General features: G+C 68.5%; 22 protein-coding genes. 11 read left to right on the top strand and 11 right to left on the bottom strand.

Annotation, left to right across the window (positions count from 1 at the left end; all coding sequences use genetic code 11):
- Nucleotides 1-2: 2 nt before the first annotated feature.
- Nucleotides 3-659 carry a phosphatase PAP2 family protein gene (locus BLP38_RS01400; protein WP_091351917.1) on the bottom strand — a complete coding sequence of 219 codons (657 nt, stop codon included), beginning with the start codon at nucleotides 657-659 and terminating at the stop codon, nucleotides 3-5.
- Nucleotides 660-835: 176 nt separating this feature from the next.
- Between BLP38_RS01400 and BLP38_RS01395 the strand changes: the two genes are divergently transcribed.
- Together BLP38_RS01395 and BLP38_RS01390 are read left to right on the top strand one after the other, a co-directional pair.
- A complete protein-coding gene (locus BLP38_RS01395) occupies nucleotides 836-1546 on the top strand; it encodes a DUF3105 domain-containing protein (RefSeq protein ID WP_091351915.1) in 711 nt (236 codons plus the stop codon).
- Complete coding sequence (locus tag BLP38_RS01390; protein WP_091351913.1) at nucleotides 1543-2229, top strand: DUF305 domain-containing protein; 687 nt, start codon at nucleotides 1543-1545, stop codon at nucleotides 2227-2229. Before BLP38_RS01395 ends, BLP38_RS01390 begins: the two co-directional genes overlap by 4 nt.
- Nucleotides 2230-2296: 67 nt before the next feature.
- Here BLP38_RS01390 and BLP38_RS01385 read toward each other — a convergent pair whose 3' ends face one another.
- From BLP38_RS01385 to BLP38_RS01375, 3 genes are all read right to left on the bottom strand, one after another.
- On the bottom strand, nucleotides 2297-3268 hold the full coding sequence (locus tag BLP38_RS01385; protein WP_091351912.1) for a carbohydrate ABC transporter permease: 972 nt from the start codon (nucleotides 3266-3268) through the stop codon (nucleotides 2297-2299).
- The gene (locus tag BLP38_RS01380; protein WP_091351910.1) at nucleotides 3268-4605 is read right to left on the bottom strand and encodes a carbohydrate ABC transporter permease; all 1338 of its coding nucleotides are present in this window, start codon (nucleotides 4603-4605) and stop codon (nucleotides 3268-3270) included. Before BLP38_RS01380 ends, BLP38_RS01385 begins: the two co-directional genes overlap by 1 nt.
- A 110-nt stretch (nucleotides 4606-4715) precedes the next feature.
- Nucleotides 4716-6041, bottom strand: a complete 1326-nt coding sequence (locus BLP38_RS01375; RefSeq protein WP_172824639.1) for an ABC transporter substrate-binding protein — start codon at nucleotides 6039-6041, stop codon at nucleotides 4716-4718.
- 267 nt (nucleotides 6042-6308) lie between these two features.
- On the opposite strand from BLP38_RS01375, the gene BLP38_RS01370 reads away from it, so the two are divergent.
- A complete protein-coding gene (locus tag BLP38_RS01370; protein WP_091351906.1) occupies nucleotides 6309-7349 on the top strand; it encodes a LacI family DNA-binding transcriptional regulator in 1041 nt (346 codons plus the stop codon).
- An 81-nt stretch (nucleotides 7350-7430) separates the two neighbouring features.
- Here the strand turns inward: BLP38_RS01370 and rplL are convergent, their stop codons facing one another.
- The 5 genes from rplL to BLP38_RS01340 form a co-directional block, all read right to left on the bottom strand.
- On the bottom strand, nucleotides 7431-7811 hold the full coding sequence (gene rplL, locus BLP38_RS01365; RefSeq protein WP_018186979.1) for a 50S ribosomal protein L7/L12: 381 nt from the start codon (nucleotides 7809-7811) through the stop codon (nucleotides 7431-7433).
- 50 nt (nucleotides 7812-7861) lie between these two features.
- Nucleotides 7862-8350, bottom strand: a complete 489-nt coding sequence (gene rplJ, locus BLP38_RS01360) for a 50S ribosomal protein L10 (protein ID WP_091351904.1) — start codon at nucleotides 8348-8350, stop codon at nucleotides 7862-7864.
- Nucleotides 8351-8989: 639 nt separating this feature from the next.
- Entirely contained in the window at nucleotides 8990-9994 is a 1005-nt protein-coding gene (locus BLP38_RS01350) for a sugar phosphate isomerase/epimerase family protein (RefSeq protein ID WP_091351900.1), read from the bottom strand.
- A gap of 35 nt (nucleotides 9995-10029) precedes the next feature.
- Entirely contained in the window at nucleotides 10030-11175 is a 1146-nt protein-coding gene (locus BLP38_RS01345; RefSeq protein WP_091359400.1) for a Gfo/Idh/MocA family protein, read from the bottom strand.
- 82 nt (nucleotides 11176-11257) lie between these two features.
- Nucleotides 11258-12304, bottom strand: a complete 1047-nt coding sequence (locus BLP38_RS01340) for a substrate-binding domain-containing protein (RefSeq protein ID WP_091351898.1) — start codon at nucleotides 12302-12304, stop codon at nucleotides 11258-11260.
- 319 nt (nucleotides 12305-12623) lie between these two features.
- Here BLP38_RS01340 and BLP38_RS01335 point away from each other — a divergent pair, with 319 nt between their 5' ends.
- From BLP38_RS01335 to BLP38_RS01300, 8 genes are all read left to right on the top strand, one after another.
- Nucleotides 12624-14099 carry a sugar ABC transporter ATP-binding protein gene (locus BLP38_RS01335; RefSeq protein WP_091351896.1) on the top strand — a complete coding sequence of 492 codons (1476 nt, stop codon included), beginning with the start codon at nucleotides 12624-12626 and terminating at the stop codon, nucleotides 14097-14099.
- Entirely contained in the window at nucleotides 14096-15160 is a 1065-nt protein-coding gene (locus tag BLP38_RS01330) for an ABC transporter permease (RefSeq protein ID WP_091351895.1), read from the top strand. The genes BLP38_RS01335 and BLP38_RS01330 overlap by 4 nt, the downstream gene beginning before the upstream one ends.
- Before the next feature lie 103 nt (nucleotides 15161-15263).
- Complete coding sequence (locus BLP38_RS01325; RefSeq protein WP_091351893.1) at nucleotides 15264-16442, top strand: ROK family transcriptional regulator; 1179 nt, start codon at nucleotides 15264-15266, stop codon at nucleotides 16440-16442.
- 63 nt (nucleotides 16443-16505) lie between these two features.
- A complete protein-coding gene (locus BLP38_RS01320) occupies nucleotides 16506-17183 on the top strand; it encodes a YqaJ viral recombinase family protein (protein WP_091351891.1) in 678 nt (225 codons plus the stop codon).
- A gap of 134 nt (nucleotides 17184-17317) precedes the next feature.
- Complete coding sequence (locus BLP38_RS01315; RefSeq protein ID WP_091351889.1) at nucleotides 17318-19009, top strand: MDR family MFS transporter; 1692 nt, start codon at nucleotides 17318-17320, stop codon at nucleotides 19007-19009.
- A 10-nt stretch (nucleotides 19010-19019) separates the two neighbouring features.
- The gene (locus tag BLP38_RS01310; RefSeq protein ID WP_307468096.1) at nucleotides 19020-19496 is read left to right on the top strand and encodes a MarR family winged helix-turn-helix transcriptional regulator; all 477 of its coding nucleotides are present in this window, start codon (nucleotides 19020-19022) and stop codon (nucleotides 19494-19496) included.
- Nucleotides 19497-19642: 146 nt separating this feature from the next.
- Entirely contained in the window at nucleotides 19643-20674 is a 1032-nt protein-coding gene (locus tag BLP38_RS01305; RefSeq protein WP_091351885.1) for an NADP-dependent oxidoreductase, read from the top strand.
- Nucleotides 20674-20952, top strand: a complete 279-nt coding sequence (locus BLP38_RS01300; protein WP_091351883.1) for an acylphosphatase — start codon at nucleotides 20674-20676, stop codon at nucleotides 20950-20952. The genes BLP38_RS01305 and BLP38_RS01300 overlap by 1 nt, the downstream gene beginning before the upstream one ends.
- A gap of 3 nt (nucleotides 20953-20955) precedes the next feature.
- Here the strand turns inward: BLP38_RS01300 and BLP38_RS01295 are convergent, their stop codons facing one another.
- Complete coding sequence (locus BLP38_RS01295) at nucleotides 20956-21741, bottom strand: amino acid ABC transporter ATP-binding protein (RefSeq protein WP_091351882.1); 786 nt, start codon at nucleotides 21739-21741, stop codon at nucleotides 20956-20958.
- Nucleotides 21728-22402 (bottom strand): amino acid ABC transporter permease, encoded by a 675-nt coding sequence (locus BLP38_RS01290; protein ID WP_172824637.1) that lies wholly within the window; start codon nucleotides 22400-22402, stop codon nucleotides 21728-21730. Before BLP38_RS01290 ends, BLP38_RS01295 begins: the two co-directional genes overlap by 14 nt.
- Nucleotides 22403-22421: the final 19 nt, after the last annotated feature.

Below are 22421 nucleotides of genomic sequence, written 5' to 3'. Positions count from 1 at the left end.
CGTCAGCCTAGCGAGAGGCGCCGCTCGCGTTCCCGGACGACGGGGATCGTGAGTGCCGCCGCGACGAGCAGGGTCGTGGCGACCCCGAGAACCATCGCGCCCAGGGTGTCGGTGAGCCAGTGCGCGTGCACCTGCGTGCGGCTGAAAGCCATGAGCAGGGTCCAGGCGATCCCCACCACGGCCACCCACACCCGCGGGAAGAGGATGACCGCGACGGTCGCGATGACGGCGGCGTTGGCGGTGTGACCCGAGGGGAAGGACCCGTGGTCCGAGATGACGAGCATCTCCTCCGGTCGCACCCGCCCGAACAGGCCCTTGAGCAGCTGGACGAGGAGAGCACCGACGATGGATGCCGCGAGGAAGAACACTGCACCCCACGGCCGACGGGCGAGCGCGAGCAGCGCGGCGCCGACGAGCGGGATGACGTAGGTGCCGACGACCCCCGCGCCCAGGACGTTCATGAGGAAGGACACGGGACGGATGCCCGGCAGGAACGTCGTCACATAGGTGTTCCACCACGCATCGAGATCAATGAGCTCGGAGTCGGTGGATTCGACGGCGATACCCGTCGCGACGGCGACCACGAGGAGGATCGCGCCGATGACCGCCAGGCGCAGGCCGATGCCGATCTCGTGTTCGTGTGTGGGCACTGTCGTCATGGGCTCATCCTGTCCGACGGCGCATCGGCGAAACTGCCCCTTGCGCGCGGGCGTCACGGTCCCCCCACGTCACGAGACGCTATGAAGGAAGCCCGACCAGGGATCCAGCAGATGCAGGCGAATAAACTCGAACCGGCGCGCCCGCGCCTCCCCACCCCGACCGACGAGGCCACCCCATGACCCCGAACGATCCTGCCGGAAAGCGGACGAGCGGTAACCCCGCGACGCAGGCACAGCTCAACCTGACCGTCAAACAGCAGCGTGAGCAGCAGAAACAGCAGAAGCTCGCCGAGTATCAGCGTCAGCTCGCCAAGCGCCGCCGCACCAAGGCCACGTGGTGGATCGTCGGCACGACCGCGGCCATCGTCGTCATCGGGCTCGTCGCAGCCTCCTACTTCCTCACCCCGCGCCCCGTCTCGATCGCCCGCGGCGACGGCGACGGTGCCGGCATCAGCGGCGTGCAGACCTTCGAACACACCGCGAACCACGTCGAGGGTGTCGTCGACTACGAGCAGACGCCGCCGGCCGGAGGCGACCACAACGCCATCTGGCTCAACTGCGGCGTGTACACGCAGCCCGTCCCGAACGAGAACGCCGTCCACGCGCTGGAACACGGCGCCATCTGGATCACCTACGACCCCGCGCAGGTCGACGCGGCCGGCATCGACGCGCTCAAGGCGGAACTCCCCCGCGACTACACCGTCCTCTCCCCCTACGAGGACATGGACACCCCCATCGCCATCAGCGCCTGGAACGCGCAGCTGAAGGTCGACTCCCCCGACGACGAGCGCATCGGCGAGTTCATCAAGGCGTACTGGCGCAACACGAACGGCCCCGAGCCGGGTGCGGCCTGCACCGGCGCGCTGGACGCCCCCGGCAAGCAGTGATGACCGAGACCGTCGGCGACGAGCCGGGCACCGAGCGCACCCTCCCGCCGTGGTGGGTGGTGCTGCTCGTCGGCCTGGCCGTCGCCGCGGTCGCGTTCGCCATCGGACGCTTCTCGACGTTCGGGATCGCCGGCTCCACGCCCGCTGAGGGCTCCGCCGACGCCGGGTTCGCCCGCGACATGCAGGTCCACCACGCTCAGGCGGTCGACATGGCGATGACGATCTACGCCGAGACCGACGACGCGGAGCTGCGCGCTCTGTCCTACGACATCGCGACGGGCCAGTCGTCCCAGCGCGGCGAAATGCTCGACTGGCTCGTGAAGTGGGGCCTGCCGGCGTACGGCGATGAGCCGATGGCGTGGATGGCGGCATCCGGAACATCGGGCCACTCGCACGGCGGCGCGTCCGGCACGCCGCAGACCGACGAAGAGATCCGCGATGCGATGGGCATGGCCTCCGACGAGGAGCTGAGCGACCTGCGCGCCGCGACCGGCACCGACGCGGACTGCATGTTCCTCACGCTCATGATCCGCCACCATGAGGGCGCGATCCCCATGGCCGACGCCGTTCTCGAGCTCGGCTCCGACGAGCGCGTTCAGGTCGTGGCCGAGAACATGAAGAAGGGTCAGACCTTCGAGATCGAGGCGATGACCTCGATGCAGCAGCGCCTCGGCTGCAGCTGACACGCACGAACCAGAAGAGGGGGATGCCGGTGGCCACCGGCATCCCCCTCTTCGTCCGTTCGGGTGATCAGCCCTTCGTCGCGCCGGCCAGCAGGCCGCGGACGAAGAACCGCTGCAGCGCGAAGAACACGACGAGCGGGATGAGGATCGAGATGAACGTTCCCGCCGACTGCAGGAACCACTTGTTGCCCCAGGTCCCCGACAGGGAGTTGAGGGCCTGCGTGATCGGCAGCGCACCGGGCGACGCGAAGATCGTCGCGACGAGCAGGTCGTTCCAGACCCAGAGGAACTGGAAGATGCCGAACGAGGCGATCGCGGGAGCGGCCAGCGGCAGGATGATCCGGAAGAACACCTGACCGTGGCCGGCGCCGTCGACGCGGGCGGCCTCGATGATCTCGCCCGGGATCTCGGCGATGAAGTTGTGCAGCATGAACGTCGCCAGCGGCAGCGCGAAGATCGCGTGGGCGATCCACACGCGAGCGAAGCTGTAGTCGACCTCGTTCAGCCCGAAGCCCGGGAAGATGGGCACGTCGTTGATGCTCAGGCCGTCCGAGAACAGGCTGAGCAGCGGCACGAGCGCCATCTGCAAAGGCACGATCTGCAGGGCGAAGACGAACACGAACAGCGCGCTGCGTCCCTTGAAGTCGATCCACGCGAACGCGTACGCCGCGAGGGCCGCCATGACGATCGGGAAGACGGTCGCGGGGATCGTGATCGCGAGCGAGTTCACGAACGCGGAGGCGAGAGTCGTCGACGTCCCACCCGAGTTCAGCGCCTGCAGGTAGTTGTCGAGGGTGAACTCCGGGTCGGTGAACGCCGTCCACCATCCGCTGGTCTGCGTGTCGCTGCCGGGGCGGAACGAGGTCACGAACAGACCGAACGTCGGGATCGTCCAGAAGATCGCGATGATGGCGGCCGCGATCGTGGCGCCCTTCGACGTGAGCTTCTTGTGGGCGATCGCTTCGTTCTTGCGGGTGTCGCGCGCGACCTGGCGCGCGGTGCGGTTGTCGACCGGTGTGGTCGGGGCTGCGACGGTCATCAGCGGATTTCCTTCTGCTTGGCCATCGATCGGGCGTTGTAGATGATCAGCGGCAGGACGAACAGGAACAGCACGACGGCCAGCGCGGACGAGTGTCCGAAGCTCTGGAACCGCTGCTGCTGGTTGACCATCTCGAATCCGAGGACGGTCGTGTCGTCGCGACCGCCGGTCATGACGGCGACGATGTCGTAGACCTTCAGCGACGCGATGGTCACCGTGGTGAGCACGACGATCAGCGACGAACGGATGCCGGGCACCGTGACGTTGCGGAATCGCTGCCACGCGTTGGTGCCGTCGAGCTCCGCCGCTTCCATCTGCTCGACCGGGACCGCCTTGATCGCCGCCGACAGGATGACCATCGCGAAGCCGGTCTGGGTCCAGATGAAGACCACGAGCAGCATGAGCGTGTTGATGATCGGCTTGATGGCGAGCCACTGCACGGGATCGCCGCCGAAGGCGGTCACGATCGCGTTGAGGAGACCGATCTGGTCGCCCTGGCGGGCGTCGTACATGAACTTCCAGATGATGCCCGCGCCGACGAACGAGATGGCGACGGGCATGAAGACCAGGACCTTGAGGAGCTTCTCGCCGCGTGCGCGATCGATGAAGACGGCGTAGGCCAGACCGATGGCGACCGAGATGGTGGGCGCCAGGAGAGCCCACAGCAGGGTGTTCACGATCGACGCCGTGCCGGTGGGGTTCGTGAAGACCCAGATGTAGTTCTCCAGGCCGACGAACTCGTCACCGGTCTTGTTGAAGAACGACTTGAAGATCGTGGCGATCGCCGGGTAGACGAGCCCGAGGATGAGCATGATGCTCGCGGGGGCCATGAAGAGGACGAGCTGGAACAGGTAGCCGGCGCCCTGACGGGAACGGAAGTCCGCGAAGAACAGGAGCGCTCCGACGAGCAGCGCGATGGCCACGACGTAGACGACGGCGTTGGCGTACGGACGCAGCAGCAGGAAGGCGAGCACCGGGATCACCAGGCAGGCGACGAGCCGCATGATGAAGTACCCGCGACCGGGCCGGGGGGCGAACTCGATGAGGACGAGGATGATGCCCACCACGATCCCGAACACCACGAGGATGACGGGGATCTGGATGAGGGGGTTCAGCGCGCCCAGCCACAGGAAGAAGCTGTTGAGCGAGAAGCCGATGGTGATGCGCGACGACTCTTCGCTGGATGCGGTGAAGGCGAGCAGGAACGCGACGAGCGCGATGAGGACGAAGCCCGCGGCGACGACGATCTTCGTGATCGAGCGCCCCTTCGGGTCTTGAGCGTGCGTGATGACGGCAGGTTCGGTGTCGACAGGCCTGTCGACGGTCGTCTGCGACATGCGGGTTCCCTTCTGGGTACGGCGGCGTACCCGTGCGGTGCGGACGGGAGAAGCGGGGCCGGGCTTGTGCAGCCCGACCCCGCTCGGCTCAGCCGATCGTCAGGCGACGATCAGTTCTCGTAACCGGCCTGGATGTCGGAGAGCACCGAGTCGGTGTCCTTGCCGTCGATCCAGTCGACCATGCCCTTCCAGAAGGAGCCCTGACCCACGGTGGCGGGCATCAGGTCGGAGGCGTCGAAGCGGAGGACCGTGGAGTCGTCCTGCAGCGTCGTCATCGCTTCCTTCAGGAACTCGCTCGAGGCGAGGTTGGGGTCGGCCTTCTTGTTGGCCGAGATGACGCCGCCGAGCTCGACGCGAGCGTCAGCGAACTCGGGCGATGCCATGAACTCCAGCACCTTCTGCGTCGACTCGTCGTCCGAGAAGCCCGCGACGAACTCGCCGCCGCCCTCGATCTGGAGCTCACCCTCGGTGTAGCCGGGCATGATGAACGCGTAGACGTCACCCTCGGGAGCAACCTCGGGGGTGTTGCCGTCCGCGGTCTTCACGTCGAGGAAGTTCGCCGACAGGAACGAGGCCTGGTGGGTGAGGGCGCAGTCGCCGCTCGCCACGGCCGCCGCCACGTCGCCGAACGCCGTCGCGTTGATGCTCTTCACGTCGCCGTAGCCGGCGTTGACGTAGTCCGGGTTGAGGAGGATCTCGCCGACCGCGTCGAAAGCCTTCTTGATCTCGGGGTCGGTGAACTTCACGTCGCCGGCGACCCACTGGTCGTAGACGTCGGCGCCGGACTGGCGCAGGACGAGGTCCTCGACCCAGTCGGTGCCCGGCCAGCCGGACGCCGCCTCGGACGCGAAACCGGCGCACCACGCGGGCTTGCCCGTGGTCTCGACGATCTTGTCGGTGAGGGCGATCATGTCGTCCCACGTCTTCGGGACCTCGACGCCCCACTCCGCGAACTGCTTCGGCGAGTACCAGACGTACCCCTTCAGGTTCGCGAGCATCGGTGCCGCGTAGAAGGTGTCGTCGAAGGTGCCGTACTTCTTCCAGTCGGGCGACCAGTTCGCGTCGACGGCCGTCTCGACCGCCTCGGGGGCCTTCAGCACCTTGCCGGTGTCGACGAGGGTCTTCAGCAGACCCGGCTGCGGGACGACCGCGATGTCGGGGGCGTCGCCACCGGTCACCTTCGTGACGATGTTGCCCTCGAACGACTTGTCGCCGACGTACTCGACGGTGATGCCGGTGTCCTTCGTGAACTGATCGAACGACTTGTTCAGGGCGTCTGCCTCGCCGCCCGTGATGCCGCCGGAGATCCGGACGGTCTTCTTGGCGTCTCCGCCGCCGTCTCCGCTGCCACCTTCCGCGCACCCTGCCAGCATCAAGGCGGCCGCGCCGAGAACGGCGACGGGGGCAAGAAGACGGTATCGCTGTGACAATGCCATGTACTTCTCCTCTTTCGGGATCATCGTCCACCCAGAGGAGCCTTGGCCGCATCCTTGGGGAACCGATTCCAGGACAACCTACTGGGGCGGGTGCCCTCCGCACAACAGCGAAATATCAAGGTTCTGCAACTGTCGTCCCGTGCGCTACGATTCGCATGGGAGCGGTACCACTGCAAAACTATGGAACCGGTTCCTTTTTCGGCATCCCACCGGCTACGCTGAGTCCTCGTTCCGCAGTGGCGTCGAGAACCTGGTCGAGGAGGACCGATGAGCACCATCGCCGACGTGGCGCGCGAAGCGGGCGTCTCGAAGGCGACGGCGAGCCGCGCACTGACCGGCAGCGCCCAGGTCTCTGCCGCGACACGGCAGCGGGTCATAGACGTGGCGATGCGGCTGGGCTACGTTCCCTCGACGAGCGCCGTCAGCCTCGCCACCGGCCGCACCCGCAACGTCGGGGTCATCCTCCCCCACGTCAACCGATGGTTCTTCGCCGAAGTGCTCGAGGGCATCCAGTCGGCCCTTCTCGACCGGGGCTTCGATCTCACCCTGTACGACGCGACGCCGGGCAGCGCCGGCCGCGAGCGCGTCTTCACCGACTTCCTCGCTCGCAAGAGGTTCGACGGTCTGATCGCGGTCGGGCTCGAACCGGCGGTGAGCGAGCTCCAGGCTCTGCTGTCGCTCGGCCGCCCGGTCGTCAGCGTGATCGGCACCGAGGAGAGCACGAGCCTCGTCACCCTCGACGACGGCCACGCGGCGGCGCTGGCCACATCGCACCTCGTCGATCTCGGACACCGCCGGATCGCCTTCCTCGGGGGCACATCCGCCTCCCACTGGCCGCACGTCGAGTCGGCGCGGTACGAGGGCTACGAACGGGTGATGCGCGAGTCCGGTCTCGGCGAGTACGTCACGAGGACGCCTGCGGAATTGTCGATGCCCGCCGGGTACGAAGCGGCGGTCGACCTCCTGAGCGACTCGTCCCAGCGGCCGACGGCGGTCGTGGGAGCCTGCGACGAGGTGGCGATCGGCGCCATCATCGCCGCCCGACGTCTCGGCATCCTCGTCCCCTCGGATCTCAGCGTCGTCGGCATCGACGATCACGTCAACGCCGAGATGTTCGCCCTCACCACACTGCGGCAGATCCCTCGAGAACAGGGTGAGACCGCGGTCGACCTGCTCATGCGCCACCTCGACGATCCCGCCCTCGAGCCGGTCACCGTGGCCATCCGTCCGCGTCTCGTGGTGCGCAACTCGACCGCGGCGCCGTCGGGGTCGACGCCCGCGGCCGTCCGCGACTTCTCGCGCGCCTGAGCAGAGCTCGACCCGACGCCGTTAACGCCGGAAGGCTCCGGATGCCGCGGCATCCGGAGCCTTCCGGTGAAGGGAATCGCCTTACTTGACGGAAACCGTCGCGCCGGCGGCCTCGAGGGCCTCCTTGGCCTTGTCGGCAGCTTCCTTGTTCGCGCCCTCGAGCACGGCCTTGGGAGCACCGTCGACGACGGCCTTGGCCTCGCCGAGGCCGAGCGAGGTGAGCTCGCGGACGACCTTGATGACCTGGATCTTCTTGTCGCCGGCAGCCTCGAGGATGACGTCGAAGGAGTCCTTCTCCTCAACCTCTTCAGCAGCAGCGCCACCGCCGGCACCGGCAACGGCGACGGGGGCAGCAGCGGTGACGTCGAACTTCTCCTCGAACGCCTTCACGAACTCGCTGAGCTCGACGAGGGTGAGGCCGGCGAACTGCTCGAGCAGCTCCTCGGTGGAAAGCTTCGCCATGATGTATCTCCTAGATAGATGGGGGTTTGTGTAAAGAGCTCGCTCGTCGCTTACGCGGCGTCAGCGGTCTCCAGCTTTTCGCGAAGCGCGTCGATGGTGGCGGCAGCCTTGCCCATCGTCGCCTTCATCATGCCCGCAGCCTTCGCCAGCAGAACCTCGCGGCTCTCGAGCGAGGCGTACTTGTTGACCTCGTCGGCAGTGAGGGCGTTGCCCTCGAAGATGCCGCCCTTGATCACCAGAAGCGGGTTGGCCTTGGCGAAGTCACGCAGAGCCTTGGCAGTGGCGACGAAGTCACCGTGCACGAAAGCAACGGCCGAGGGACCCTTGAGGTCCTCGTCCAGCGCCGTGATCCCCGCGTTGTTCGCGGCGATCTTGGTCAGCGTGTTCTTCACCACGGCGTACTGCGCGTCCTGACGGATGTTGTTGCGCAGCTGCTTGAGCTGGGCAACCGTCAGACCGCGGTACTCGGTCAGCAAGACGGCGTTCGAGTCCTCGAAGTTCTTCGTGAGCTCGGCGACCGATGCATCCTTCTGCGCCATGGTCACTCCTTGATGTGTACGAGACGCCCCGCAGTGGCGGGGCATCGACCTCGACGGTCGGGCTGCATGAGAAAAGCTCCGGCGCAAGCGCACGGAGCTTTGGGCCCGGTTTCCCGGAAGTCTGTCGTACACCTGCGTGGGCCCCTGCGATGCAGAGCTTCGATCGTGTGCGCGGACGCACAGCGATGACCGACGGTCTTTGGCTTGTCTTCAAGTGTACGCCGCGTCCGCGCGCGCGCCAAATCCCGGCATCCGCCCTCGCGGGCGTCTCAGCGCCGAGGGTAGCGCGAGAGCGAAAAAAAGACGCGCGGGGCCGTACCAGCCTCGGCGCAGGCGGACGAGTGGCCGTCACGGAGAGCGGCGTCGATGTCCTGTCTCGTCCACCCGTCGAGCGCAAGGTCCTGCCGGCGACGAAGGATCGTGGCGGCCGCGGTCGTGCTGACGTCACGCATCCCTGGAGCGTGACGCTCCCCACCTCAGCTCAGCCTCCTCCTCCGTGCGTCGGCGCACAACCGTCACCGTTCCGGCGGTGGGGAGGAGGCTCGAAGGCGCGCGTCCGTGCCGAGAGCGCGGTCGGATGCCGCGCGGCAGCCGAGGCGGTCGGCGCGACGGCACGCCCTCGCGGTCGTGGGCGCCCTGTCAGTGCGAGGAGAACGCGGCGTCGAAGGCTGCGGCGGACGGCTCGTACGTCGAGAGGCGGCGGACGAAAGCGAGCGCTTCGGGGGCCCCGACGAGGCGGTCCATGCCGGCGTCCTCCCATTCGACGGAGAGCGGCCCGGTGTAGCCGATGGCGTTGAGCATGCGGAATGCGTCCTCCCACGGCACGTCGCCGTGACCGGTGGAGATGAAGTCCCAGCCGCGGCGCGGGTCGGCCCAGGCGAGGTGCGATGAGAGCCGCCCGTTACGACCGTTGCCGAGGCGCTTCTTCGTGTCCTTGCAGTGGACGTGGATGACGCGGTCGCGGAAGTCCCAGAGGAACGACACCGGATCGAGGTCCTGCCAAACCATGTGGCTCGGATCCCAATTCAGACCGAAGGCCTCGCGGTGACCGATGGCCTCGAGGGCGCGGTGGGTGGTCCAGTAGTCGTACGCGATCTCGGACGGGTGGACCTCGTGCGCGAATCGCACGCCGACCTCGTCGAACACGTCGAGGATGGGATTCCAGCGGGCGGCGAAGTCCTCGTACCCGGCGTCGACCATGTCCTGGGATGCCGGTGGGAACATCGCGAGGTACTTCCAGATCGAGGACCCCGTGAAGCCGGTGACGATCTTCACGCCGAGCTTCGCCGCCATCCGCGCCGTGTCCTTCATGCCCTCGGCCGCTCGCCGGCGCACACCCTCGGCGTCGCCGTCGCCCCACACTCGGTCCGAGAGGATGTCGCGGTGTCGCTGATCGATCGGGTCGTCGCACACCGCCTGCCCACCCAGGTGGTTCGCGATCGCGTGCACCTGCAGCCCGTTGCGCTCCAGGATCTCGCGCCGGCTGCGGACGTACGCGGCGTCGTTCCACCGGGACACGTCGAGGTGGTCGCCCCAGCACGCGATCTCGAGTCCGTCGTAGCCCCACTCCCCCGCGAGGCGCGCGACCTCCTCGAAGGGCAGGTCGGCCCACTGGCCGGTGAACAGGGTGATCGGTCGCGCCATTGCGGATCCTTTCTCGGATGCGGGGGGTCCCGCGGTCAATCGTTCGTCCGCACCCAGCGGCTCTGGTCGGCGGAACTGCGCTCCACCGCGTCGAGGACGCGCTGCACGTGCAGACCGTCGGCGAAGGACGGCCGCGGCGCGGTCCCCTCGGCGATGGCCGTCGTGAAGTCGACCACCTGGTGCGAGAACCCGTGCTCGTAGCCGAGCATGTGGCCGGTGGGCCACCACGGCGACAGGTAGGGGTGGTCGTGCTCCGTGACGAGGATGCGGCGGAATCCGAGTTCGGTCTCGGCCGCGGTCGCGTCGTAGAAGTCCAGTTCGTTGAGCCGCTCGAGGTCGAAGGACAGGGCTCCGCGGGTCCCCGACACCTCCACGCGCAGCGCGTTCTTGCGACCCGTGCGGTAGCGCGTCGCCTCGAAGGAGGCGAGGGCGCCGGAGCTCAGCCGCCCCGTGAACAGCGCGACGTCGTCGACGGAGACGCGCCCGCGCTCGGTGCTCCTGGTGCCCGAGAGTCCGATGCCCTCCCCGAGGAGCGGACGCTCCTCGACGAGGGTCTCGACGATGCCCGAGACGCTGTCGACAGTCTGCCCCGTGATGTACTCGGCGAGATCCACCGCGTGCGCACCGATGTCGCCGAGCGACCCCGAGCCGGCCTTCGCGCGGTCGAGGCGCCAGGTCATCGGTGCCTCCGGATCCATGAGCCAGTCCTGCAGGTACTCCGCCCGCACCTGACGGACCTCGCCGATCCGACCGGCGGCGACCAGGTCGCGGGCGAACGTCGCAGCGGGCACCCGGCGGTAGGTGAAGCCCACCATGGCGCGGATGCCGCGCGCTTCGGCGCGGGCCGCGGCATCCGTCATCGCCTCGGCCTCGGCCACAGAGTTGGCCAGCGGCTTCTCGCAGAGGACGTGCTTGCCGGCGTCGAGCGCGGCGATCGCGATCTCGGCGTGGGTGTCGCCGGGGGTGACGATGTCGACGACGTCCACGTCATCGCGGGCGATCGTCGTGCGCCAGTCGGTGGACGACTCGGACCACCCCCACTTCGCCGCCGCAGCGGCGGTCGAGGCCGCGTCGCGCCCGGTCACGACGTGCATGACGGGGTCGAGAGGGAGGTCGAAGAACCTCGGCGCGACCCTCCAGCCCTGCGAGTGGGCGGCGCCCATGAAGCCGTGGCCGATCATCGCGATCCGCAGCGTGTCCGTCATGTCGGTGTCCTCTCGGAGATGGTGGGGGCGCCCACGCACCGGGCGCCCCCGTCGATGATCACTCGAACGAGAGGTCGATGTACTGGTCGACGTTGTCCTTCGTGACGACCGGCGCGTCGAGGACGATCCGGTTCGGGATGCCGGGGGTGATGATGTCCCCGAGCGTCTTGTTCTGGGCGATCAGGCGTGCGAGGGCGACGCCGTCGGCCGCCTGGGTCGACGGGTAGATCACGGTCGCCTTCAGGACGGTGTCGTCAGCCTCGATGGCTTCCATCGCGGCCTTGCTGCCGGCTCCGCCCATCATGAAGAACTCGTCGCGGCCGGCCGAGTCGATGGCGGCCATGACGCCGATGCCCTGGTCGTCGTCGTGGTTCCAGATCGCGTCGATCTTCGGGTTGGCCGACAGCAGCTGGGATGCCGCCGACTCGCCGCCGGCGACCGTGAAGTCCGCGGCGACACGGGCGGAGACCTCGAGCCCGCAGTCCTCGAGCGCGTCCTTGAAGCCCTGGGAGCGATCCTGAGTGAGCGGGAGCGAGTCGATCCCGGCGATCTCGGCGACGACGGCGTCCGACTGCCCTTCGAGCTGCCCGCAGATGTAGGTGCCCGCCGAGACCCCCATGCCGTAGTTGTCTCCCAAGATCGTCGCGCGAGCGGCGAACGGGCTCGAGAACTCGCGGTCGACGTTGATGACGGGGATGCCCGCCTCCATCGCGGCGATGGCAGCCTCGGTGAGCGCGGCGCCGTCGGTCGGCAGCAGGACGATCGCGTCGACGCCGTCGTTGACGAACGTTTCGACGGCGGCGATCTGCGCGATGGGGTCGTTGGTACCCTCCGCGGTCTTCAGCTCGACGTCGTCGAAGCTGGCGGCGGCGTCGGCTGCGCCGGAGTTGATGGCGCCGAGCCATCCGTGGTCGGCGGCGGGGCCCGAGAATCCGATCGTGACCGTGTCTCCGGTCTCGGCGTTCTCCTCGGCCGAAGTCCCCTGGTCGACGACGCTGTCCTCATCGGCGCCGGTCCCCGTACAACCCGCCAGCAGGCCGATCGCGGCGGCGGCGGCGACGCCGGTCAGAACGAGGCGCGTCCGGGCGGTCATGCGTGAGCGCATGTCTTCCTCCTTGAATGTGATGCAGCTCTGGTGTGAAGCGGCCAGCGCGCCTCTCGGTTTCGAGTCCACCTTCGAGGAGGGTCAGCGCTGACGGGATGAACATAACAGAACGAATGTCAGCTTCGTCAACTTTTGTTTCTCCCTCGACAGAAGCCGCACGAGCGCATTCCCGCCTCAAGAGCGGCGTACACGTCCGAGAGACTGAAGGTCCGGTCCTGCTGACGCGCGAATCTGAGTCTCGCGCCGCTCGAAGTCGGCATGTTATGTTCACCGCGTGATCAAAGTCGACCATGCATCGTCATTACTCGCCGTCCGGGGGGTGACGAAAGCCTTCTCCGGCGTTCGTGCGCTCCGCGGCGTCGACCTCGAGGTCCGCGCCGGCGAGGTCCACTGCATCCTCGGCCAGAATGGGGCGGGCAAGTCGACGCTCATCAAGACCCTCGCGGGCGTCCATCGGCCGGACGAAGGCGAGATCCGGTGGGCAGGCGAGGTCGTCGAGATCCCGGACCCGGATGCCGGGCTCGCCCTGGGCATCGCGACGATGTATCAGGAGCTCGACGTCGTCGACGGCCTGACCATCGCGGAGAACATCTTCCTCGGTCACGAGCTGTCGCGCGCCGGGTTCACCCGACGCGGTGAAGCCGCCGCGAGGACCCGCGAGCTCCTCCGCAGGCTGGGACACGGGGGTCTCTCCCCCCACGTCGAAGTGAGCCAGCTGAGCGCCGCCAACAAACAGATCGTCGCGATGGCCCGCGCACTCTCCCACGACGTGAAGCTCATCATCATGGACGAGCCGTCGGCCGTCCTCGACACGCACGAGGTACAGAACCTGTTCGGCGTCGTCCGGGAACTGACCGCCGCCGGGATCGCCGTCGTCTACATCACCCACCGACTCGAGGAGATCCGCCAGATCGGCGACCGCATCACCGTCCTCAAGGACGGCAGGACCACCGCGACGGGCCTACCCGTGGCCGACACCCCGACGCCCGAGCTCATTCGCTTGATGACCGGACGCGAGGTCGCGAACGTGTTTCCTGCGCACGCCCCCCTCCCCACCGACGCCCCCGTCGTCCTCGATGTGGCCGACCTCTCGTTGCGCGGCGTATTCGAGGACGTGTCCTTCCAGGTGCGCGCCGGTGAGGTGGTGGGCCTCGCGGGGCTCGTCGGGTCGGGACGCTCCGAGATCCTCGAAACCGTCTACGGCGCTCGTCGCGCGACAACCGGCACAGTGTCGGTGGCCGGCCGCCGACTGCGGCGGGGCTCGGTCGTGGACGCGGTCGCCGCGGGCGTCGGGCTCTCACCCGAGGAACGCAAGAGCCAGGGGCTCGTCCTCGACGAGCCGATCGCGATGAACGTGAGCCTCCCCTCCATCCCACGATTCGCCCGCGCAGGGTTCTTGGACTTCCGCGCGGAGCGGACCGCTGCCCGGCAGCAGATCGACGCCTTGGAGCTGCGACCCGCAGACCCCGATCGCCCGGCGCGGACGCTGTCCGGCGGCAACCAGCAGAAGATCCTGCTCGCCCGATGGCTCGTGCACGGGACCCGGGTCCTCTTGCTCGACGAACCCACACGCGGGGTCGACGTCGGTGCCCGCGCGGAGATCTATGCGCTCATTCGACGGGTCGCCGCCGAGGGCAACGCCGTCGTGATCGTCTCGAGCGAGATCGAGGAGGTGATCGGTCTGTCCGACACCGTGCTGGTCGTCGCGGAGGGCCGCATCCTCTCCACCATCCCGTCCACCCAGATCGACGAGCACGGTGTGCTCGACCTCGTCATGAAAGGAACCGCCGCGTGAGCGAGCAGACCACCGCGGGGGCGGACACTCCCCTCACCCCGACAGAGCCCACGACGACGTCCGCCGTCACCACATCGGACGCCCCGATGTGGCGCCGCATCCTCTCCGGCTCCGTCGGGCGGAACCTCGGACTGGTCCTGGCCCTGCTCGTCCTCGTGATCGTGGGGGCGGCGACGGCGCCGGACACCTTCCTCGGCCTGTCGAACGTCATGGTGATCCTCCGTCAGGCGTCGATCGTCGGGGTGATCAGCATCGGAATGACGCTCGTCATCATCGCGGGCGGGATCGACCTGTCGGTCGGCTCGGTCCTCGGCCTCGCCTCGGTGGTGGGGGCACTCGCCGCGGTGCAGGACCTCGCCGATCAGACGCACTGGATCGTGATGGTCGTCGTCGCCCTGGCGGTCGGCATGTTCGCGGGACTGCTCAACGGCATCGTCATCGCCTACGGCAACGTGGTCGCCTTCATGGCGACCCTCGCCATGCTGGTCGGTGCTCGCGGCCTCGCCGAGATTCTCGCCGACCGCCGCACGCTGCAAGTCGGCGGGCAGCGGGAGTTCATCACCTTCATGAACCTGGACATCCTCGGCGTCGACATGCTGATCTGGATCTTCCTCGTGGTCGCCGTCCTCGGCTGGGTCCTGTTGAACCGGACGACGTTCGGGCGGCGCACGGTCGCGATCGGCGGCAATCGCGAGGCGGCGCGCCTGGCCGGCATCAACGTCAAGCGCCACGTCCTGTACCTCTACGCGCTCTCCGGCCTCTGCGCCGGCATCGCCGGTGTGATGATCCTCGGCCGCACGACGGCGGGCACGTCGGTCAACGGTCAGCTCTACGAACTGGACGCCATCGCCGCAGTCGTCGTCGGCGGAACCCTTCTGATCGGCGGCCGCGGCACGATCACGGGCACCGTGCTGGGTGTCCTGATCTTCCAGACCCTGACCAACGTCTTCATCCAGAACAACCTCACGTCGTCGGTCCAGGCCGTCGCCAAGGGCGTCATCATCGTCGTCGCGGTGCTCCTGCAGCAGCGCTTCGCACGCCCCGCCGGGCGCTCGTCCTGAGCCGTCGACCCTGGGCGTCACATGCACGGCGCCCAGGATCACCGGGGAGACAATTGACGACAGCCGGAGCCCGCCGGCAGCAGGACCTGGAAGAAGTGACCCGATGACAGACTCCCCCTCCCTCGCCAGCGGCGTCAGCGAGCTCTTCCAGCTGCTGCGCGACGGAGTGCCACGCACCCGCGCCGAGCTCGCCAAGTCGACGGGGCTCGCGCGCTCGACGATCGCTGCGCGGGTCGACGAATTGATGCGGATGGGGCTGGTCACCGCAGTCGCCGACAAGGTGTCGACCGGCGGACGTCCACCGTCCCAGTTCGCGCTCAATCCCGGCGCGAAGGTCGTCGTCGCTGCCGACCTCGGCGCCTCGCACGCGACGGTGGCGATCGCCGACCTGGCCGGGACGATCCTCGCGGAGTTCTCGGAGCGGATCGACATCGCCGACGGACCGGATGCCGTCCTCTCCTGGCTCCTCGACGCGGCGCGCAGGCTGCTCGCCCAGGTCGATCGAGACGGCACCGCCGTCGCCGCGATCGGCATCGGCGTCCCGGGACCCGTCGAGCACTCCAGCGGCAAGCCGTCGACCCCGCCGATCATGCCGGGGTGGGACGGGTTCGACATCCCCGGCTGGCTGCAGGCGCACATCGCTGTACCGGTCCTGGTCGACAACGACGTGAACACGATGGCCCTCGGCGAGCGCGCGACGGCCTGGCCGTCGGTCGACAACCTCCTCTTCGTCAAGATCGCGACCGGCATCGGAGCGGGTCTCATCTCTGACGGACACCTGCAGCGCGGCGCGCAGGGCGTCGCCGGCGACATCGGACACGTTCACATCGCGCGCGGCGGGGATGTGCCGTGCACGTGCGGCAATCGCGGCTGCCTCGAGGCGCTCGCCTCGGGTCCCGCGATTGCTCGAAGTCTCCGCGCGATCGGGGTCGAGGCCCACACCGTGGGCGACGTGGTCGACCTCGTCAAGCACGGCAACGTCGACGCCATCCAGGCCGTGCGCCAGGCCGGGCGCGACATCGGCGAGGTGCTCACGACGTGCGTCAGCCTCGTGAATCCGTCGGTCATCGCCATCGGCGGATCGATGGCCCGTGTCGGCGAGCACCTGATCGCCGGTGTCCGCGAGGTGGTCTACGCCCGCTCCGCCCCGCTGGCCACGGCGCATCTGTCCATCGTGCAGTCGGCGACGGGCGCCGAGGCCGGCGTGCTGGGCGCCAGCATCCTCGCCGTCGAACATGCGCTCTCGCGGGACGTGCTCGCCGCCGGTGTCGCGACCGTCTGACGGCGCGACGCCCGCGCGGCGGGTCGGGTCCGTCGTGCGGGAGGGGCGACTTAGGATCGACGGGTGACTCCCGAACTCGCTGCCCGGATCGTCGCGGATTCCCGCGATCGGGTCGCCTGGATGCGGGCTCGCTCCCGCGGGATCACCGCCACCGACGTCGCCGCCCTGACCAGCGAGCGCGCGATCGCCCGCGCCGCCGAGGCCAAGCTCAACGGCTCCGGCTTCAGCGGCAACGCGTACACGGACCACGGTCGCCGCCGCGAGCCGGAGATCGCCGCATGGGTCGCGGCGACCCACGGCATCCTCCCCTCGTCGGCCCTGTTCCACGCCGAGGTCGAGAAGCGCCACCTCGCGACTCCCGACGGGATCATGACGGATGCCGCGGGCCGCGTCGTCCTGGCCGAGATCAAGACGACCAACAAGACCTGGAAATCCATCCCCCGCACATACCTCCGCCAGGTGTGGTGGCAGCAGCACGTCCTCGGCGCCGAGCGCACGCTGGTCGTGTGGGAGGAGCACCAGGACTTCGTCCCGCTGCGGGACGAGCCGCGTTGCGCGTGGATCGACCGCGACGAGGCCGAGATCGGGTCGCTCGTGCGTCTCGCGACCGCTCTCATCGACGAGCTCTACCACCGCACGACGGGCAACACTCCCCCGCGCCGCGAGCAGGCCGCGCCGGTCAGCCGTCGCGAGCAGCTCCGAGAGCGCGACATCTTCCGCGCCCTCGCCCTCGCGGACTGATCAGCCCCGCGCCTGACCGGGTCCCCGGTCCCGTCGGCGCGCCCACTCACCCTCGATAGTTGACAGAGATCAAGCAACGACATAAAGTTGACTTCTCTCAAACTTTGACCTGTGTCAACCATCTGGAGCTGTACATGACCACCACCACACCGACCCGGCGTCGGGTGCTCGCCCCGCTGTCGGGCCTCCTTCTCGGCATGTTCGTCTCGATGATCGCCTCGACCGTCGTGTCGACCTCGCTGCCCGTGATCATCCACGACCTGAACGGCGACCAGAGCGCCTATACCTGGGTCGTCACCGCCACCCTGCTCACCACCGCCATCTCGACACCGATCTGGGGCAAGCTCGCCGACCTCATGGGCCGCAAGACGCTCTACCAGATCGCCCTCGTGATCTTCGTCCTCGCGACCGCCGCCGCCGGCTTCGCACAGGACCCCGGCACGCTCATCGCCTTCCGCGCCGCGCAGGGCATCGGCGCCGGCGGCCTCGCCGCCCTCAGCCAGGTGCTGATGGCCGACATCATCAGCCCCCGCGAGCGCGGTCGTTACATGGGCCTCTTCGGCGCCGTCATGGCCGTCGCCACCGTCGGTGGACCCCTTCTCGGCGGCGTGATCACCGACGGCTTCGGCTGGCGCTGGAACTTCTTCGTCTCGCTTCCGATCGCCGTCGCGGCGCTCATCATGGTGCAGCGCACCATCCCCGCATCCGCTCCCTCCACCCGCCGGGCGAAGATCGACTACATCGGCATCGTCCTGCTGTCGACGGCCGTCTCGCTCCTGCTCATCTGGGTCACCAGCGCCGGTCGCGACTACGACTGGTGGAGCACGGAGACGGTCCTCATGGTCGGCGGCGCAGTCCTATCCGCGATCCTGTTCGTCATCGTCGAGCTCCGCACCTCCGAGCCGCTGGTCCCGCTGACGCTGTTCCGCGACCGCACCTTCACCCTGTCGGTCGTCGCCTCGATCGCGACCGGCATCGCGATGTTCGGCGCATCGGTCTTCCTCGGCCAGTACATGCAGATGGCGCGCGGCGCGACGCCGACCGAAGCCGGCCTCATGACGATCCCGATGATCGCGGGGCTCCTGCTGTCCTCCGTCGGCGTCGGTGCGCTCATCACGCGCTACGGGCACTGGAAGCCGTACCTCGTCGTCGGCAGCATCCTGCTGACCGCGGGCGCGGCCCTCCTGTCGACCATCCACTACGACACCGACTTCTTCCTCGTGTCGGTCTACATGTTCCTGCTCGGCGCGGGTGTCGGTATGACGATGCAGAACCTCGTCCTGGCCGTCCAGAACAGCGCCAAGCCGAGCGAGATCGGTGTCGCCAGTTCGGGCGTCACGTTCTTCCGCAGCCTGGGCGGCACGATCGGCGTCTCCCTCATGGGCGCCGCCCTCGCCTCCCGTGTCGCAGACCTGTTCACCGGCGCGCACGACCGCCTCATCGAGACCCTCACCGCGCTCGGCCCGTCCGGCGCCGCGTGGGGTGAGCAGCTCAGCTCGGGCACGCTCCCCCGCGTCTCGGAGATGCCGCAGCAGCTGCGGGTCATCGTCGAGGACATCTACGCGCAGGGCATCTCCTCCGCATTCCTCATCGCCGTGCCCTTCGGCATCCTGAGCATCCTCGCGGTGGTCTTCCTGCCGAACCGGTCGCTCAGCACGATGACCACCTCCGAGCGCCGCAACGCCTCGGAAGCGGACCTCGCGACCGTGTCGGTCCCCGCCGGCATGGACAGCATCACGGCAACCGGCACCGTGCCCGTCCCGAACGTCGAGTCCGATGCCGCGGCCGAGGCCGATGCCGAGGCCGAGGCGACGACCCGCCGATAACATGGAAACGATGTCCACGCAGTCGGATCGAGAGGCGCGCACCCTGGCGGTGCGCGCCCTCGAGGGCGAGTTCAGCGATCTGATCGCGCTGTTCCGCCGGCGGATCATGGAGAACGCCAACAGCGTCAGTCCCGGCATGCTGCCCGGCGCCTACAAGGTCTTCACGACGATCGCCCGCCATGAGCCGATCACGCAGTCGGCCCTCGCCGAGATGCTCATCCTCGACAAGGGCCAGCTGAGCCGCACCGTGCGCGAACTGACCGATCTGGAGCTCATCGAACGCACGCCCGATCCGACCGACGGCCGGTCGAGCCTGCTGACCGCGACCGATCACGGCCGAGCCCGGCTCGCGGCTGCTCGCGGGCCGCAGGAGGGCGCCCTGCTCCAAGCCCTCAGCGACTGGCGCGTCGAGGACATCGAGAATCTCGCGCATCTCCTGCACGCCCTCGTCGCCGGATCGCGGCCCGACGGCGGCCCCACCACGTAGGCCGCCGCCCGATCGGTCCCCTGCTCAGGCGGCTTCTCGACCCGGTGATGCCGACGTAACACCGCCGAGACAATCTCGCGGTTGACTGGTCATCCACCGAGCACCTCCAGCGCCCGCCGTCGAGCACTGGTGAGAAGGAGCAGCCGATGCGATTCCGGCCGCTGCGATCCGCAGCCCCCACCACGAGCGAGGTCGTCGAGGTGACCGCCCCTCCCCCGGCCATGCGTGCCGTCGTCTACGACGCACCCGGCGACGCGGACGTCCTGCGCGAGGCTCAGGTCCCGGTGCCCGAGCCCGCGATGAGCGAACTCTTGGTGCGCGTCGTGGCCGCCGGGGCGAACCCCATCGACGCGAAGACCCGATCCGGCCGAGGCGTGACGGGGCAGATCCCCGAGTACCCCTCCACGCTCGGGTTCGATTTCAGCGGCGTGGTTGTCAAGAGCCCGTACGAGGCGCACCCTCTGCAGCCGGGCGAGCAGGTCTTCGGCATGGTGCCGTTCCCCCGCTCGGGCGGCACGTACGCCGAGTACGTCGTGGTCCCCAGCCTCTCCGTCGCACGCAAGCCCGCGGCACTGTCGCACGTCGAAGCCGCCGGGGTGCCTCTTGCCGCGCTTACCGCGTGGGGTCTCGTCGTCGAGACGGCTCACGCTCACGAGGGGCAGCGCGTGCTCATCCATGCCGGATCCGGCGGCGTCGGACACTTCGCCGTCCAGCTCGCCGCCTACTTCGGCGCGCACGTCACCGCGACCGGATCGGCGGCCAACCTCGGCTGGCTCCGGGAGCTGGGGGCATCCGTCGTCGTGGACTACTCGACCACGCGCTTCGAAGACGTCGTCGGAGAGGTGGACGTCGTGATCGACCTCGTCGGCAACGTCCACGACGACACCGGCACGCGCTCTCTCGGAGTCCTGCGGCCCGGTGGCCTCTACGTCATGGTGCCCACGGGCGCGTGGCCCGGATACGCGGATGCCGCGGCTGCCGCGGGCGTACGCGCGACGACCTACAAGGTGGTGCCCGACGGAGCGGTGCTGGCGACGCTCGGGCGCCTGCTGGACTCACGGTCGATCCAGGTGTTCGTCGACCGCGTCTTCGACCTCGCCGACGCCGCTGCCGCGCATCGCGAGGTCGAACGCGGCCACGTGCGCGGCAAAGTCGTCCTCACGGTGGCGGACGCGTGATGCGCCGCATCCGCTTGGTCGTCCGCGGCGTCGTGCAAGGTGTCGGGTTCCGCTACTCGATGCAGCACGTCGCGCGCGGCGCCGGCGCGACGGGCTGGGTCCGGAATCTCGCGGGCGGCTCCGTCGAGGCCGAAGTGCAGGGGGGTGCCGCCGCGGTCGAGTCCGTGGCGGACTGGGCTGCGATCGGACCGCGCGGCGGGGTCGTCGACGATGTCGCGATGACCGAGCTGACGCCGGTGACGGACGAGGACGGGTTCGAGATCCGCCGGGACGCCTGAGAGTCAGTCCTCGAGAGGCCGCAGGATCCGGTCGAGGAAACGGCGGGTCCGCTCGTTCTTCGGGGCGGTGAAGATGTCACGAGGGTGCCCGCGCTCGACGATGACGCCGTCGTCGAAGAAGACGACCTCGTCCGCGACCTGACGCGCGAACTGGAGCTCGTGCGTCACGATGACCATCGTCCACCCCTCGTCGGCGAGTTCCTTGAGGACGAGGAGCACCTCGCCGACCAGCTCGGGATCGAGCGCGCTCGTCGGCTCGTCGAAGAGCAGCAGATCGGGAGTGAGCGCGAGCGCGCGGACGATCCCCACGCGCTGCTGCTGACCGCCCGAGAGCTCGTGGGGGTACGCGTCCCGCTTCTCGGCGAGGCCGACGCGCTGCAGCAGCCGCTCGGCCTCGGCGATCGCGGCATCCTTGGCCACGCCATGGGCGTGCACCGGCCCCTCGATCACGTTCTCGAGCACCGTGAGGTGCGGGAAGAGGTTGTTCTGCTGGAACACCATCGCCGACCGGTCGCGCAGCGCCGCCCGCTGCGCTTTGGCCGCCTTGCCCTTGACCGGCTCGGCGAAGTCGTGGCGCTGCCCGTCCGAGAAGACGACGACGCCGGCGTCGGGCGCCTCGAGGCCGTTGAGGCAGCGGAGGACCGTCGTCTTGCCGGACCCACTGGGTCCGATGAGGCAGACGACCTGCCCCGGCGAGACGGCGAAGTCGACGCCGTCGAGGACGACGTTGTCACCGAACGACTTCCGGAGCCCGGTGACGGCGAGAAGGGGTGCGTCAGTGTGCGACACGGCGGTCGAGCCTCCGTTCGATGCGGTCCTGCCCGAACGACAGAACCAGGCAGAAGAGCCAGTAGATGAACGCCGCCTCGATGTAGATGACGAGGAAGTCGAGGCTGAACGCCGCAATGTTCTGCGCGACGCGGAACATCTCGGCGACGGTGATCGAGGCGACCAGCGACGTGTCCTTCACAAGCGAGATGAACGTGTTCGACAGGGGCGGCACAGAGACGCGCGCCGCCTGAGGGAGGATGATGCGCCGCAACGCCGTCGCCCGCGAGAGCCCGACCGTGAACCCCGCCTCCCACTGGCCCTTGGGGACCGAGAGGATCGCGGCGCGGATGACCTCGGCGGCGTATCCGCCCACGTTCAATGACAAAGCGATGACCGCCGCGAGGTACGCGTCGATCCGCACCCCGATCTGGGGCAGGCCGTAGAAGATGACGAAGATCTGCACGAGGAGCGGCGTGCCCCGGATCGCCGAGATGTAGAAGCGGGCGATGCCCGAGAGCACCCGGTTGCCGGAGATCCGCATCAGCGCCGCCGCGACGGCGAGGACGAGTCCGATTGCGAACGAGATCAGCGCGAGCGGGATCGTGACCGTGACCCCGGCGCTGAACATCGGCCAGAACGAGGTCAGGATCAACTGCCATGTATCGGCGTCCACCGGCATCCTTTCGCAGAATGGGGAA

The organism is Microbacterium sp. LKL04 (genome assembly GCF_900102005.1).
Classification (GTDB): Bacteria; Actinomycetota; Actinomycetes; order Actinomycetales; family Microbacteriaceae; genus Microbacterium.
Note: the sequence above shows the minus strand (reverse complement) of the source record. Positions and strands in the feature narration are given on the sequence as shown.

Coding starts and splice junctions, on each gene's coding strand:
- BLP38_RS01370 (WP_091351906.1), top strand. CDS start 6,309: ATGAGCACCATCGCCGACGTGGCGCGCGAAGCGGGCGTCTCGAAGGCG.
- BLP38_RS01315 (WP_091351889.1), top strand. CDS start 17,318: ATGACCACCACCACACCGACCCGGCGTCGGGTGCTCGCCCCGCTGTCG.
- BLP38_RS01385 (WP_091351912.1), bottom strand. CDS start 3,268: ATGACCGTCGCAGCCCCGACCACACCGGTCGACAACCGCACCGCGCGC.
- BLP38_RS01300 (WP_091351883.1), top strand. CDS start 20,674: ATGCGCCGCATCCGCTTGGTCGTCCGCGGCGTCGTGCAAGGTGTCGGG.
- BLP38_RS01290 (WP_172824637.1), bottom strand. CDS start 22,402: ATGCCGGTGGACGCCGATACATGGCAGTTGATCCTGACCTCGTTCTGG.
- BLP38_RS01380 (WP_091351910.1), bottom strand. CDS start 4,605: ATGTCGCAGACGACCGTCGACAGGCCTGTCGACACCGAACCTGCCGTC.
- BLP38_RS01305 (WP_091351885.1), top strand. CDS start 19,643: ATGCGATTCCGGCCGCTGCGATCCGCAGCCCCCACCACGAGCGAGGTC.
- rplL (WP_018186979.1), bottom strand. CDS start 7,811: ATGGCGAAGCTTTCCACCGAGGAGCTGCTCGAGCAGTTCGCCGGCCTC.
- BLP38_RS01375 (WP_172824639.1), bottom strand. CDS start 6,041: ATGGCATTGTCACAGCGATACCGTCTTCTTGCCCCCGTCGCCGTTCTC.
- BLP38_RS01395 (WP_091351915.1), top strand. CDS start 836: ATGACCCCGAACGATCCTGCCGGAAAGCGGACGAGCGGTAACCCCGCG.
- BLP38_RS01340 (WP_091351898.1), bottom strand. CDS start 12,304: ATGCGCTCACGCATGACCGCCCGGACGCGCCTCGTTCTGACCGGCGTC.
- BLP38_RS01350 (WP_091351900.1), bottom strand. CDS start 9,994: ATGGCGCGACCGATCACCCTGTTCACCGGCCAGTGGGCCGACCTGCCC.
- BLP38_RS01400 (WP_091351917.1), bottom strand. CDS start 659: ATGACGACAGTGCCCACACACGAACACGAGATCGGCATCGGCCTGCGC.
- BLP38_RS01345 (WP_091359400.1), bottom strand. CDS start 11,175: ATGATCGGCCACGGCTTCATGGGCGCCGCCCACTCGCAGGGCTGGAGG.
- BLP38_RS01310 (WP_307468096.1), top strand. CDS start 19,020: ATGTCCACGCAGTCGGATCGAGAGGCGCGCACCCTGGCGGTGCGCGCC.
- rplJ (WP_091351904.1), bottom strand. CDS start 8,350: ATGGCGCAGAAGGATGCATCGGTCGCCGAGCTCACGAAGAACTTCGAG.
- BLP38_RS01325 (WP_091351893.1), top strand. CDS start 15,264: ATGACAGACTCCCCCTCCCTCGCCAGCGGCGTCAGCGAGCTCTTCCAG.